9 protein-coding genes are annotated in these 13,486 nt (G+C 54.6%); 4 read left to right on the forward strand and 5 right to left on the reverse strand.

Annotated elements, in window-relative coordinates; all coding sequences use genetic code 11:
- Positions 1 to 22: 22 nt before the first annotated feature.
- Positions 23 to 484 carry a carboxymuconolactone decarboxylase family protein gene (locus tag JIG40_RS07955; protein ID WP_199465102.1) on the forward strand — a complete coding sequence of 154 codons (462 nt, stop codon included), beginning with the start codon at positions 23 to 25 and terminating at the stop codon, positions 482 to 484.
- Positions 485 to 505: 21 nt separating this feature from the next.
- Positions 506 to 1,237 (forward strand): helix-turn-helix domain-containing protein, encoded by a 732-nt coding sequence (locus JIG40_RS07960; protein ID WP_199465103.1) that lies wholly within the window; start codon positions 506 to 508, stop codon positions 1,235 to 1,237.
- A gap of 67 nt (positions 1,238 to 1,304) precedes the next feature.
- Here the strand turns inward: JIG40_RS07960 and ppsA are convergent, their stop codons facing one another.
- Positions 1,305 to 3,695, reverse strand: coding sequence for a phosphoenolpyruvate synthase (ppsA, locus tag JIG40_RS07965; RefSeq protein ID WP_020328873.1), 2,391 nt, complete (start codon positions 3,693 to 3,695; stop codon positions 1,305 to 1,307).
- A gap of 155 nt (positions 3,696 to 3,850) precedes the next feature.
- On the opposite strand from ppsA, the gene JIG40_RS07970 reads away from it, so the two are divergent.
- Entirely contained in the window at positions 3,851 to 4,684 is an 834-nt protein-coding gene (locus JIG40_RS07970; protein WP_199465104.1) for a pyruvate, water dikinase regulatory protein, read from the forward strand.
- Positions 4,685 to 4,770: 86 nt separating this feature from the next.
- Here the strand turns inward: JIG40_RS07970 and JIG40_RS07975 are convergent, their stop codons facing one another.
- The 3 genes from JIG40_RS07975 to JIG40_RS07985 all read right to left on the reverse strand — a co-directional run bounded on the left by JIG40_RS07975 (position 4,771) and on the right by JIG40_RS07985 (position 10,619).
- On the reverse strand, positions 4,771 to 7,611 hold the full coding sequence (locus JIG40_RS07975) for an FAD-binding and (Fe-S)-binding domain-containing protein (RefSeq protein ID WP_199465105.1): 2,841 nt from the start codon (positions 7,609 to 7,611) through the stop codon (positions 4,771 to 4,773).
- Positions 7,612 to 7,673: 62 nt separating this feature from the next.
- Complete coding sequence (gene lldD, locus JIG40_RS07980; protein ID WP_199465106.1) at positions 7,674 to 8,810, reverse strand: FMN-dependent L-lactate dehydrogenase LldD; 1,137 nt, start codon at positions 8,808 to 8,810, stop codon at positions 7,674 to 7,676.
- A 114-nt stretch (positions 8,811 to 8,924) separates the two neighbouring features.
- Positions 8,925 to 10,619 carry an L-lactate permease gene (locus tag JIG40_RS07985; protein WP_199465107.1) on the reverse strand — a complete coding sequence of 565 codons (1,695 nt, stop codon included), beginning with the start codon at positions 10,617 to 10,619 and terminating at the stop codon, positions 8,925 to 8,927.
- A gap of 204 nt (positions 10,620 to 10,823) precedes the next feature.
- Between JIG40_RS07985 and JIG40_RS07990 the strand changes: the two genes are divergently transcribed.
- Positions 10,824 to 11,723, forward strand: coding sequence for a LysR family transcriptional regulator (locus tag JIG40_RS07990; RefSeq protein WP_004727550.1), 900 nt, complete (start codon positions 10,824 to 10,826; stop codon positions 11,721 to 11,723).
- Positions 11,724 to 11,863: 140 nt separating this feature from the next.
- Here the strand turns inward: JIG40_RS07990 and JIG40_RS07995 are convergent, their stop codons facing one another.
- On the reverse strand, positions 11,864 to 13,483 hold the full coding sequence (locus JIG40_RS07995) for an ABC transporter ATP-binding protein (RefSeq protein WP_199465108.1): 1,620 nt from the start codon (positions 13,481 to 13,483) through the stop codon (positions 11,864 to 11,866).
- Positions 13,484 to 13,486 lie beyond the last annotated feature (3 nt).

Genomic DNA, 13,486 nt, shown 5'->3' on the forward strand with positions numbered 1-13,486 from the left:
TGAAAAACAGAGGAGAAAGACCATGTCAAAACGCATCAACTACATCCACATCGCACCGCAAGCCATGGACATTTTGTACACCCAAGAAGCGTACTTCCATGACCAGTTTCGTCAGTCGGACACCATGAATATGACCATCTGGGAACTGGTAAAGTTGCGTGTGTCGCAAATTAATCAGTGCGCTTTCTGTATCGATATGCACAGCAAAGACGCGCTCAAAATGGGTGAGCAGCCCGAGCGAATCTGGGGACTGAGTGCCTGGAAAGACATGCCACTTTACAGCGAGGCCGAACGCGTGGCGTTGGCGTGGGCAGAACTGCTGACGGCGGGTCAACCGGTGGAGGATGACGCCTATCAGCTCACCTTGAATACCTTTGGCGATAAAGCTATGGTGAACCTGACGGTGGCGGTGAATGCCATCAACAGCTGGAACCGGATAGTGAAAGTGTTTAAGCCGCAGGTGGGACTGTATCAACCCAACTAATCGCAATGTGGGAACATCCGTTTGGATTTAGATTTTGAGATTTTCAAACCGCAGGGATTATTAGCCGGCCAGATTCAGGCAATCTGGTCGGTTTCTGTTGCGCCTGAAACCGAGCAAACCGTGCGCAGGCAACTCCTCAGTGATGCAGGCACGGGCGTGACCTTCATTTTGCAACAGCAGGTGCAAATGGACAACGAATGGCAGGCGCCGGGTGTGGTGTTGCTGCCGGTCAGCACCCTGGCCCATCAGGTCAGCTTGCCACCGGGAGCAATCGTGGCAGGGGTGCGTTTTCACCCGGCAGTGGGCTATCAGCTGTTTGGTGAACGGTTGGAGACGCCGCTGCGTATTGCTGGCGACCACCCACTTGCCGAATCCGCACAGACCGTCTTTTTAGCGCTGCAAAGCGCGCGTTCTCCGGCCGCCAGAATTACTACGTTATATCGTTGGTGCCACGCGTTGATCGCGCAGTATCAGCCGCAGGATGTGGGGCATATCATTCATCGCCAGCCCGAGACGCTCAGTCAGCGTCAGCGCGAACGCCAGTTTCAGAAATGGCTGGGGATCACGCCGAAACAGTATCAACGCATCGTGCGGGTGAAACAGACCTTGGAGCAACTGCGCGCGCAGCCTCATGTGTCGCTCGCCGATTTGGCACTCGAACAGGGTTTTGCCGATCAGGCCCACATGACGCGCGAATGCAAACAGATTGCCCGCATCACGCCCAAACAATTTATCCGCCAGCGCAGGCCCTGATTGGCTGGCCAGCAGGCATAAAAAAAGCGCCGCAAGACGGCGCTTTTTCGATAGAGCAGTGAGCGAATTATTTCGCAGCCACTTCACCCAGTTTGATCCACGTATCAATCACGGTGTCTGGGTTGAGCGAGACCGAACTGATGCCTTGTTCCATCAGCCATTCCGCCAGATCTTCGTGATCGGATGGGCCCTGACCACAAATGCCGACGTACTTGCCCGCTTTGGTTGCCGCATCAATCGCCATCTTCAGCATCACTTTCACCGCAGGGTTGCGCTCGTCAAACAGGTGCGCCACGTCACCGGAGTCACGGTCAAGGCCAAGGGTCAACTGAGTCATGTCGTTTGAGCCGATAGAGAACCCATCGAAGTACTTGAGGAACTCATCTGCCAGTACCGCGTTGGATGGCAGTTCGCACATCATGATCACTTTCAGGCCTTGCTCGCCACGGCGCAGGTCAAACTTCGCCAGCAGGTCAATCACCGATGCTGCTTCGCTTGGTGTACGCACGAATGGAATCATGATTTCGACGTTTTTCAGCCCCATTTCGTTGCGCACGCGTTTCACCGCCAGCGTTTCCAGTTCGAAACAGTCTTCAAACACCGGTGAGATGTAGCGAGACGCGCCGCGGAAGCCCAGCATTGGATTCTCTTCGTGCGGTTCGTAGTGCTTGCCACCCACCAGGTTGCTGTACTCATTCGATTTGAAGTCTGACATACGCACGATCACGCGTTTTGGCCAGAATGCTGCGGCGATGGTCGCGATACCTTCAGTCAGTTTGCTGACGTAGAAATCGATCGGATCTTTGTAACCACGAATGCGGTTGGTTATTTCGGCTTTCAGCTCGTCGGTTTGCGCGTCAAAGTTCAGCAGCGCTTTCGGGTGAATGCCGATCATCTTGTTGATGATGAATTCCAGACGCGCCAGACCCACACCTTCGTTCGGGATTTGTGCAAAATCGAAGGCTCGATCCGGGTTACCCACGTTCATCATCACTTTGGTTGGCAGCAGTGGCAGTTCATCGACCGATGAGCGGCGCACTTCAAAGTCCAGCAGACCTTGGTACACGTAGCCGGTTTCCCCTTCCGCACACGAAACGGTCACGGTTGCGCCGTCTGTCAATGTGCTGGTGGCGTTCCCACAACCGACGATCGCCGGAATGCCCAGTTCACGTGCGATGATCGCAGCGTGACAAGTACGGCCGCCACGGTTAGTGACGATCGCAGCGGCTTTCTTCATCACCGGTTCCCAGTCTGGGTCGGTCATGTCGGTGACCAGCACATCGCCTTCTTTGACCAGTGACATTTGATCCAGTGAATCGACCAAACGAACGGTGCCGCTGCCGATGCGCTGACCGATCGCGCGGCCTTCAATCAGGATGTCGGCTTTGTTGTTCAGCTCGTAACGCTCAATGACGTTCTGCTCGCTTTGTGAACACACGGTTTCTGGACGCGCTTGCACGATGTACAGTTTGCCGTCGATGCCGTCTTTCGCCCACTCGATGTCCATCGGACGCTGGTAGTGCTTCTCGATGATCATCGCTTGTTTTGCCAGCTCTTTGATCTCGTCATCGCTCAGAGAGAACTGATTACGTTCTGCGTCTGTAGTGTCGATGATTTCAACCTGTTTGCCGATCACCTGGCTGTTGGCGTAAATCATTTTTACCAGCTTCGAACCGAAGGTTTTCTTCACGATCGGCGCTTGGCCTGCTTCAAGCAACGGTTTGTGCACGTAGAACTCATCTGGGTTCACTGCGCCTTGCACCACCATTTCGCCCAGACCCCAAGCCGAGGTAATGAAGACGACTTGGTCGAAACCAGATTCGGTATCGAGGGTGAACATCACGCCCGATGCCGCTTTGTCTGAACGCACCATGCGCTGGATACCCGCCGACAGCGAGATGCCGCGGTGGTCAAAGCCTTGGTGCACGCGGTAAGAGATCGCGCGGTCGTTAAACAGCGACGCGTACACGTGCTTGGTTGCTTCCAGCACCGCATCGATGCCTTTCACGTTAAGGAAGGTTTCTTGTTGGCCTGCAAACGAAGCGTCTGGCAGGTCTTCAGCGGTAGCCGAAGAGCGAACCGCCACTGAAAGCTCGGGGTTGCCTTCAATCAGCGTTTCGTAGTTGTCTCGAATGTCCTGCTCTAAATCTGCAGGGAATGGGGCGTCTAATACCCATTGACGGATGGTGGCACCTGTCTTGCGCAGGGCTTCTACATCGTCAACGTCCAGTTCGTCGAGCAGGTTGTGAATGCGATCGTCCAAGCCTTCAAAATCAAGGAATTGGTTGAACGCGTAAGAGGTTGTCGCAAAACCGTTGGGTACGGACACACCGGCGTTGGCGAGGTTAGATACCATTTCGCCAAGTGATGCGTTTTTACCGCCGACTTTATCGACATCTTCCATGGATAGGCTATTGAACCAGAGGGTGTTCTTTTGCATGTCTTTCTCCAGAAACATTGCAGCTTTGTAGGGGAGGGCAATCGATTACGTGGCAACTGAAAAAAATTCCGAGGAATTTTTCAAAGCTGTGGGGGCCGTAATGGCATGCCGGGTTTTATTATCGGTATTATGTAAACCATCGTAATAAAATTTATTTGAATGTTTAAACGAAAATGGAAATAGATTGTCAAAGCCGTGATGTATTCTACGTTTCGGATGGAACCGCGATTACATGTGAAACATTGGGTCACGTCGTTCTCGGCCAGTTTTCTTTTGTGCCGAACGAAAAGACCTTTCCGTTTGTCGAAACCGACGACAAACTGAACGACCTCATCAAACAGATCGAGCACTCATTTCAGCGCAACGGTGTTCGCCCGTTGGTGTTCTTCTCCATCGTCATTCCTGAGTTCCGCACTCGTCTGCTGAGCGCGCCCGCGCACTGTTATGACGTGCTGGAAAGCATTGTTCAGCGTGTCAAAGATGACATTCAGATGGAACCGACACCGAAACTGCAACGTTCGCGCAGTGTCGGCAAAGATTCCAACACCTACTTTGACCGCATCGCCGCGATTGAATACACCCTGGCGCACGATGACGGCATCTCCACCAAAGGCCTCGATCAAGCCGATGTGATTCTGCTCGGCGTGTCGCGCAGTGGCAAAACCCCAACCAGTTTGTACATGGCGATGCAGTTTGGTCTGCGCGTGGTGAACTATCCGTTTATTGCCGACGACATTCGTGCGCTCAAACTGCTGCCGGAATTTGAAATTCACCGTCACAAGTTGTTTGGTCTCACCATTGACCCGGAGCGCCTGACCGAAATCCGTGAAAACCGCTTATCGGGCAGTGACTATGCCAGCACCGAGCAGTGTCAGACGGAGCTCGCCACGGTCGAAGCGCTGTTTCGCCGCGAAGCGATTCCGTACATCAACACTTCATCGTTGTCAGTGGAAGAGATCTCCACCCGTATTCTTGAAAAAGCGGGGCTGAAACGGCGCTTATTCTGACGTTAAAGCCCTATTGTTCAAGCTATCAACAGGGAGCCTCGGCTCCCTGTTTTTTCGCGCTCTGTCAGCGATAGTCAGCAACCACTTTAATTAACCGGACGTGCCACTTCATCGACTAAATACAGAATCGACTGGTACGGAATGCCGCTGTGATGCGACAAGCCAATTTCACACGTACGGCTGTTACTAAAACCGCGCGAGCAGGCTGACGGCACTTGCTCTTTCAGTGGATGCACCGCCGCCGCATTCAGCTCTGGGGTGGTAAAGCCCTTGTCGCCCGCCCAACCGCAGCACTGAATGTGCTCTGGCACCACCACGTCAGTCACGCACGCCTGCGCCAGTTTGAGCATCTCGCTTTCCAGCCCCATGCGACGCGAACTGCAGGTGATGTGCAGCATCACGGTTTCCTGTTTCGGCGTGATTGTCAGATGATCCAACAGATACTTGCTGACAAACCCCGTCGGTTCGAGAATTTCCAGCGGCTTGGTGAACTGCTCAATGCTGCGTTTGGCGCACGGGCTGGTGTCCATCAGCACCGGATAGTCGCCGTGATGGCTCGCTTCCCACAGCGCCTCTTCCAGTTGCTGGGCTTTGCTTTGCGCCAGTTCGGTCATACCTTTGCTGTCGTAGGGCATGCCGCAGCACTGGCTGCTGAGTTCGCTCGGCAGAATCACTTCAAAACCCGCTTTATTGAGCAACGATAAAGTCACCTCTGTCAGTGGGCGCTGATCCTGCGCATCGCTTTGCTGGCCCATATTGCGGCTGGCACACGACGGCAGATAGACCACTTTTTTCTCACGGCGCGGCAGATTTTCGGCGGCCAGTGCCAGCTTATGGGTGTTGGCTTGTGGCATTTCCGGCATCCACAGCGGTGTTTTGCCTTGGGTCAGATTACGCAGGCCGTTGGTCAGATTGCCGACGGTTTTCTCACCCAGCGCCTTGGTCGCCAGTTGGTTCGCTTTCAGTCCGCTGCGCGCAATGGCGGTGGTGGCGGAGAAGTGCTCGGCCGTCCAGCGCGCAATCGGGGTGAATTTCTGATATTTAGCGGTGCGCAGTTTCTTCACCAGATCGCCGGTGTTGATGCCCACCGGGCAGCGCTCGGCACACAATCCGGTCGCGGCGCAGGTATCTAGCCCCTGATACTCGAACACTTGCTCAAGTTCGCTCGCCTGCACGTTTTCACCCGCGGCAATACGGCGCTGCAATTCACGGAACAGCACAATGCGCTGACGCGGAGAGAGCGTTAAGGTACGCGACGGACACACCGGCTCACAGAAGCCACACTCGATGCAGCGGTTGACCAAATCATCGGCTGCCGGCATCGGTTTGAGATTGCTGATGTGCGAATGGGGATCGGGGTTGATGATGACGCCCGGGTTGAGCAAGCCGCGCGGGTCAAACAGCGCTTTGATTTTTTGCATCAACGCGTAGCCGTCTTTGCCCCATTCCAGCTCCACATACGGCGCCATGTTGCGTCCGGTGCCGTGCTCCGCTTTCAGCGAGCCCTGATACTTCACCGCCACCAGCTCGGCAACATCGTCCATAAAGGCGCCGTAGCGGTCGATCTCTTGCTGGCTGTCAAAGCCCTGCGTGAACACAAAATGCAGGTTACCTTCCAGCGCATGGCCGAAAATGATCGCTTCGCTGTAGGCGTATTTGTCGAACAGTGCCTGAAGATCGCGCACGCCAGCGGCGAGATCTTCAACCGGAAACGCCACGTCTTCAATGATAACGGTGGTGCCGACTTCGCGCACGGCGCCCACGGCCGGGAACATGCCTTTGCGAATGCCCCACAGCGTCGCCACCATACGGATGTCGGTGGTAAAGGGCACGGATTCGAGAATGTGAAAATCGCTCAGCGCGCTCATGATCGCGTCGCACTGCGTATCCAGCGTGGCTTGATCGCTGGCGTGGGATTCAATCAGCAGCGCGGCTGCTTCGAGATCCAATCCGGCGATAAACGCTGGCATGCCCTTTTTATCGGCCACCGAGCGCATCGCGCGGCCATCCATCATTTCAACCGCCGCTACCGGCGATTTAGACAGAGTAGTCACGGCTTGGCTGGCTTGTTCGATATCGGCAAACACCAACAGCGCCGACGCTTTGTGCGCGTGTTCAATGACCGTGTTGTAGGTGATTTCGGCGATAAAGCCGAGTGTGCCTTCTGAGCCGATCATCAGGTGCTCAAGCACCTCAATCGGATCGCTGAAATCTATCAGCGCATTGAGTGCGTAGCCGGTGGTGTTTTTCAGACGGTATTTGTGACGAATGCGTTCGGTTAATTCCTGATTGGCGAGCGTTTCAGAGCACAGCGCTTCAAGGCCCGCAACCAGATGCGCTTTGTGCTGCTTGAAGTGTTCAACGCTGGCGGCGTCTTTGGTATCCAACACAAACCCGTCGGCGAAGACAATTTTCATGCTGTCGACGGTGCGATACGAGTTCTGCGCCGTCCCGCAGCACATGCCGCTGGCGTTATTGGCCGCGATGCCACCGATTTTACAGGTATTGATCGACGCCGGGTCCGGGCCGATTTTGCGCTGGAATGGTGCAAGGTATTTGTTGGCATCGGCGCCAATCACGCCGGGTTGTAGCAAGATTTTGTCGCCATTCTCGAGGATCTGGTGACCACGCCAATCGTCGGTCAATGTGATCAGCACAGAATCGGACACCGCCTGACCCGACAGGCTGGTGCCTGCTGCGCGAAAGGTGAAGTGAATACCGAGTTCGCCGCAGCATTCAATGGCAAAAATCACTTCGTCGAGTGATTTCAGGCGCAGCACGATTTTGGGAACCAGACGATAAAAACTGGCGTCGGTGCCGTAAGCGAGGCGCTTGGCCTCCTGAGTGACGATACGTTCTGGTTCGATTCGGTTGCTCAGTTTCTGTTCTAATTGACGATAATTTTCGGCAGTAGGTGACTGATTCATAATAGCTTCCAGTGTAATGAATTAAGGCTTCAAAATCCGAATTTCGAAGCCTTATGTTGGGTTTATCCTTTTACCAGCGAATCACGCGACAGGTCGTGAATGGTTTTCGCGCCGGTCAGCGTCATCGCCACTCGCATCTCTTTATCAAACAGGTCAAGTAGGTTTTCTACGCCGGCCTGTCCTTGGGCGGCCAGTGCGTAAACAAAGGCGCGGCCGAGGAGCGTACAGTCGGCGCCCAGTGCCAGCATGCGCACCACATCGAGGCCCGTGCGGATGCCGGAGTCGACCAGAATCTTCAGGTCGCCTTTCACCGTATCCGCGATGTCTGGCAGCGCACGTGCGGTCGAGAGGACGCCGTCTAGCTGACGGCCGCCGTGGTTCGAGACCACGATACCATCAGCACCAAAACGTACCGCATCTTTGGCATCTTCGGTATCCAGAATGCCTTTGATCACCATCGGGCCGTCCCAGAAATCACGAATCCATTCCAGATCTTTCCACGAAATCGACGGGTCGAAGTTCGTGCCCAGCCAGCCGATGTAATCTTCCAGTTTGGTGGGTGTGCCGCGATAGGTGGAGATGTTCCCCAGATCGTGCGGTTTGCCCAGCAGACCCACATCCCACGCCCAGCTTGGGTGCGTCATGGCCTGCATTACGCGGCGAACGGCCGCGTTCGGGCCACTCATGCCAGAATGCATGTCGCGATAGCGTGCACCCGGCACGGGCATATCGACCGTAAACACCAGTGTGGTCACGCCAGCGGCTTTGGCGCGTTCCAGTACGTTTTTCATAAAGCCGCGATCTTTGAGTACGTAGAGCTGAAACCACATCGGGCGGTCAATCGCTGGCGCCACTTCTTCAATCGGGCACACCGAGACGGTAGAAAGCGTAAACGGAATGCCTTTGTTACTGGCGGCGGTGGCAGCCTGCACTTCGCCGCGGCGGGCGTACATACCGGTCAGGCCAACCGGCGCGAGGGCAATCGGCATCGCCAGCGATTCACCAAACAGTTCGGTCGACAGATCAAGCTGTGACATGTCGTTGAGCACACGTTGGCGCAGCGCGATGTCGGACAGGTCGTCGGTATTGCGGCGCAGGGTATGCTCACTGTAGGAGCCGCCATCGATGTAGTGAAACAGAAACGGAGGCAGTTTGGCTTTCGCCGCAGCACGGTAGTCGGTAGATGCCGAAATAATCATAGATACATTCCTAATGTTAGCTCATACAGGTCAGATGCCTGTTTATCCCGGACAACCCGGACGCTGCTGGGGGAGGCTTGGTGCGCAGCGTCAGGTTGGCGGGGTATCGTTGACTTAAGAGTTCATTAACGCGTCGGTCATGTGGAAACCGTAGATCACGGCCAGACCAATTAATCCTGTTACTACAAGGTAGTAGAAAGTTGGAATGATGGTTTTGCGCAGTGTCGCACCTTCACGACCCAGCAGGCCGACCGTGGCCGACGCCGCCACCACGTTGTGAATGGCAATCATGTTGCCGGCTGCCGCGCCCACCGCTTGTAGTGCGATGACGATGACGCTCGACACGCTCAGCGTTTGTGCCACTTCAAACTGGAACTGGCTGAACATCATGTTGGAGACCGTGTTCGAACCGGCAATGAAGGCGCCCAGTGCTCCTACCGTTGCGCTCAGAGCCGGGAAGGCGCTGCCCACCAGACCCGCTGCAAAGTTCGCGGTGGTGACCGGCATACTCGCCAGATCCGACATGTTCACGCCTGAGTTGATGAAGATACGCACCATGGGAATCGTGAATACCAGCACGAAACCTGCGCCAATCAGGGTTTTGGTCGATTCGTCCAGCGCCTGACCCATAGGTTTCAGGCTGCGCGCTTGCAGCAAGACAGCCAGCAGAGCCACGAACACCAGAATGCCGCCTGGTAGGTAGAGTGGTGCAATCGAGGCACTCACGCCCACTTCACCGAGAATGTTGTTGAACGCCAGATTCACGCTCAGCAGCAGGCCTTTGAAATCCGCACTCACGCGGCTCAGCACCAGAATGACCGCCAGCAGCACATACGGTAGCCACGCCAGCGCGAGTCCCATCGGTTTACCTTTGATGTCATCCAGTTCCATTTTCAGTGAGCCGAGCCATTCCGCTGGCCATTCGTTTTCCGGGCGGAAATCCCAGCTCTGTTTTGGCACCAGAAAGCCTTTTTTCGCTGCGGTGACGACAATCGTCAGACCGAACAGACCACCCACCAGTGATGGGAATTCAGGACCCAGCAGCACGCCAGTCAGCGCGTAAGGAACCGTGAATGCGAGGCCGGCAAACAGCGCGAATGGCAGGATGCTCAGACCTTCGGTCCAGCTGCGGTTTTTGCCAAAGAAACGGGTCAGCATCATCGCCATCAGCACGGGCATCAAAGTGCCGACGCTGGCGTGGATTAACGCCACGCTGGCGGTGATCTGCTGCAGGTATGCATCCCAGTTTGAGCCGTGTGCCACCAGAGCTTCGGTGATGTTGTGCGTATCCAGGCCTTTGTTCACACCGACCAGAATCGGTGTACCTACCGCGCCAAATGAAACCGGCGTGGACTGAATCATCATGCCCATCAGCACCGCTGCTAGTGCAGGAAAACCGATGGCAACCAGCAGAGGCGCTGCAATGGCTGCGGGCGTGCCGAAACCGGAAGCGCCTTCGATGAATGAGCCGAAACACCAAGCGATGATGATGGCCTGAATGCGGCGGTCAGGTGAAATGTTGGTAAACCCATTGCGAATCACGGTAATCGCGCCAGTGTATTTCAGTGTGTTGAGCAGGAAAATCGCCCCAAACACGATCCACAGCACGGTGACTGTGATCCCCAATCCTTGCAGAACCGACGCCAAAACGCGGTTGGCCGTCATGTCCCAGAATGTCAGGGCAATTGCTACGGTCAGCGCAAAGGCGACCGGCATGGCTTTTTTCGCTGGCCAGTTCAGGCCAACCAGAAGAATAGCTGCCACCACAATCGGTGAAAACGCAACCAATGCTAATAAAGTGTCGCTCATGGAATACTTCCTCGTCCTTGAGCTCTCCATCCATCAATGATGGCTTAACGCGTGCTGTAGGATACGGGTTAAGACGTTAGAGCTCGGTGTTACAAATTTTTATAGTTGTGATGGGTTTGTTAATTCGGCGTGAATGTACCCCTTTACTTTTTGGTGATATAGGGAAATAATGAAAATAATTAGTTCCAAAATTGGCATAATCGAATGCGTGCAGACGACTTAATTCTGTTTTCTCAGGTGGTAGAACTGGGCAGTTTTAGTAAGGTGGCTGAACAAAATAACCTTACGAATTCGGTAGTTAGTAAAAGAATGGCGCGACTGGAAGAGGAATTGGGCGTTCAGCTATTATATCGAACAACGCGTAAATTGACCCTGACCGAAGCGGGCAAGGCGTTGCTGGCGAGTGCGAAAAATGTGAAGCAAGCCACTCAGGAAGCGATGGATGCGGTGGCGGGGTTTGGCGAAAATGTCAGCGGTCACATACGCATGTCGGTGCCCAGCATCTCGGGTGATTTGATTCTGGCGGATGCGGTGGCGGAATTTTGTAACCTGCATCCGGGGCTGACGGTGGAAATGTCGCTCGATAACCGCTTCGTTGATCTGGTGGAAGGTGGCTTTGATTTGGTGATCCGCACGGGTTATCTCGAAGATTCCAGCCTGATTGCGCGCCATATTCTGGATTCACAATGGGTGGTATGCGCGTCGCCATCCTACATTGCGCGTAACGGCAAACCGATTAAGCCGGAAGATTTGGTCAATCATAACTGCCTGCAATACGCTTACCAGACGACAGGGGCGACCGATTGGGAGTTCAAAAGCGCCAAAGGCAACTACATTGTGCGCGTGTCAGGCACCTTCACGACGGATAATGCTACGGCGCTGCGTAAGGCGGCGCTTGGTGGTCATGGCATTGCTTACGTACCGCGTTGCTTGGTGTATCACGATTTTCGTAATGGTGAGTTGGTGGACATTTTCCCGGAGCAGGTCGGCAAGAAACTCGGCATCTACGCGGTGTATCCGTTTACCCGCCAACCGCCGAACAAAGTCCGTTTGCTGATTGAACACATTCGCGCCCGTTACTTGGCCATTTCCCACTATTTCTGAGCTTTTTACTGTCGGTTTGTAGTTATGGCTTTGCACCAGAAAAGAAAAATGCCGCATCCGTGCGGCATTATCGATCGGCGGCCAAACCGATATCAATCATATTGACGGCGCCAGTATGGCGACGCTCAATGACAGTTTGATTACGCGGCGACCTCGTCTTCGATATCAAACGAAGCGGCAATGAGTTTCTTGGTGTAGTCGTGCTGCGGACGATGGAAAATCTCCTCGGCGCTGCCTTGTTCCATCACTTCGCCTTTTTGCATCACCATCACGCGATCCGACAGCGCTTTCACCACGCTGAGGTCGTGGCTGATGAACAGAAAACCGATGTTGCGGCGCTGTTGAATGTCTTTGAGCAAGTCAATTACGGTCAGCTGCACCGAACGGTCGAGGGCAGAGGTCGGTTCGTCGAGCAGAATGAATGATGGTTCCAGGATCAGCGCGCGTGCGATCGCAATGCGTTGACGCTGACCACCAGAAAACTCGTGCGGATAGCGGTTGATCGCGCTGGCATCCAAACGCACCTCTTCCAGTGCTTTGCGTGCCCGTTGCAGGCGTTCAGCTTTGCTAATGTGCGGTTGATGCACCAGCAATCCTTCGGTGATGATTTCGCCGACCGTCATGCGCGGCGACAGGGAACCGTAGGGATCCTGAAACACCATCTGAATGTCTTTTTTCAGCGTCAGGCGCTGCACTTCGCTCAGTTTGCGATAGTCCATGCCTTTGAACTCAATTTCGCCCGTTGATGGCAGCAGACCGATCAGCGCGCGGCCCAGTGTCGATTTGCCGCTGCCGGACTCGCCGACGATGCCGAGTGTTTCGCCCTGTTTGAGTTCCAGTGAAATGCCTTTCACCGCTTCGAAATACTGATTCCGGCTGGCAATAAAATGCGGTTTGATCAGGAATTTGACGCGAATGTCGCTTGCTTTGAGCAGAGCGGGTGCATTCGCATCAACCGGATCTTTGCTGCCTTTAGGAATGGCGTTAATCAGCATGCGGGTGTAGTCGTGTTTGGCGTTAGTAAACAGTTCCTGTGTGTCACCTTCTTCGACCACATCGCCTTTGCACATCACCAGTACGCGGTCGGCAACATAACGCACCACGCCCAAATCGTGGGTGATGAACAAAATCGCCATGCCCATTTTGGCTTGAATCTCTTTGATGAGCTTGAGCACTTCCGCCTGCACCGTCACGTCCAGTGCAGTGGTTGGCTCGTCGGCAATCAGAATGTCGGGCTCGTTGATCAGCGCCATCGCAATCATTATGCGCTGCAATTGGCCGCCGGAAAATTCGTGCGGATACTTGCTGTACGCCTGCTGCGGATTTGGCAAATGCACCAATTCAAACAACTCCAAAACGCGCTGTCTGGCCTGAGCCATCGACACTTTGCGGTGACACATCATTGCTTCTGCTACCTGAATGCCCACGCGCAGGTAAGGATTGAGCGAGGTCATCGGTTCCTGAAAAATCATCCCGATGCGATCGCCACGCACACGGCGCATCTGCGCTTCGCTTTTTTCCAGCAGCTCTTCGCCTTCAAACACGATGCTCGACTGGGCATCAATCCGGGCATTGTTAGGCAACAGTTGCATCAGCGCGTTGGTTGAAACGGATTTGCCACTGCCGGACTCACCGACGATGGCCAGCGTTTCACCGACATTCAGCTCGAAATTGACATTGTTGACCGCATTAACCACGCCGTCATTGGTTTGAAAACTGACCGACAGGTTTCGGACCTGCAACAGAGGAGAGTGTGACATTGT

Origin of the sequence: Vibrio sp. bablab_jr001, assembly GCF_016464285.1 — a bacterium.
Taxonomy (GTDB): domain Bacteria; phylum Pseudomonadota; class Gammaproteobacteria; order Enterobacterales; family Vibrionaceae; genus Vibrio; species Vibrio fluvialis.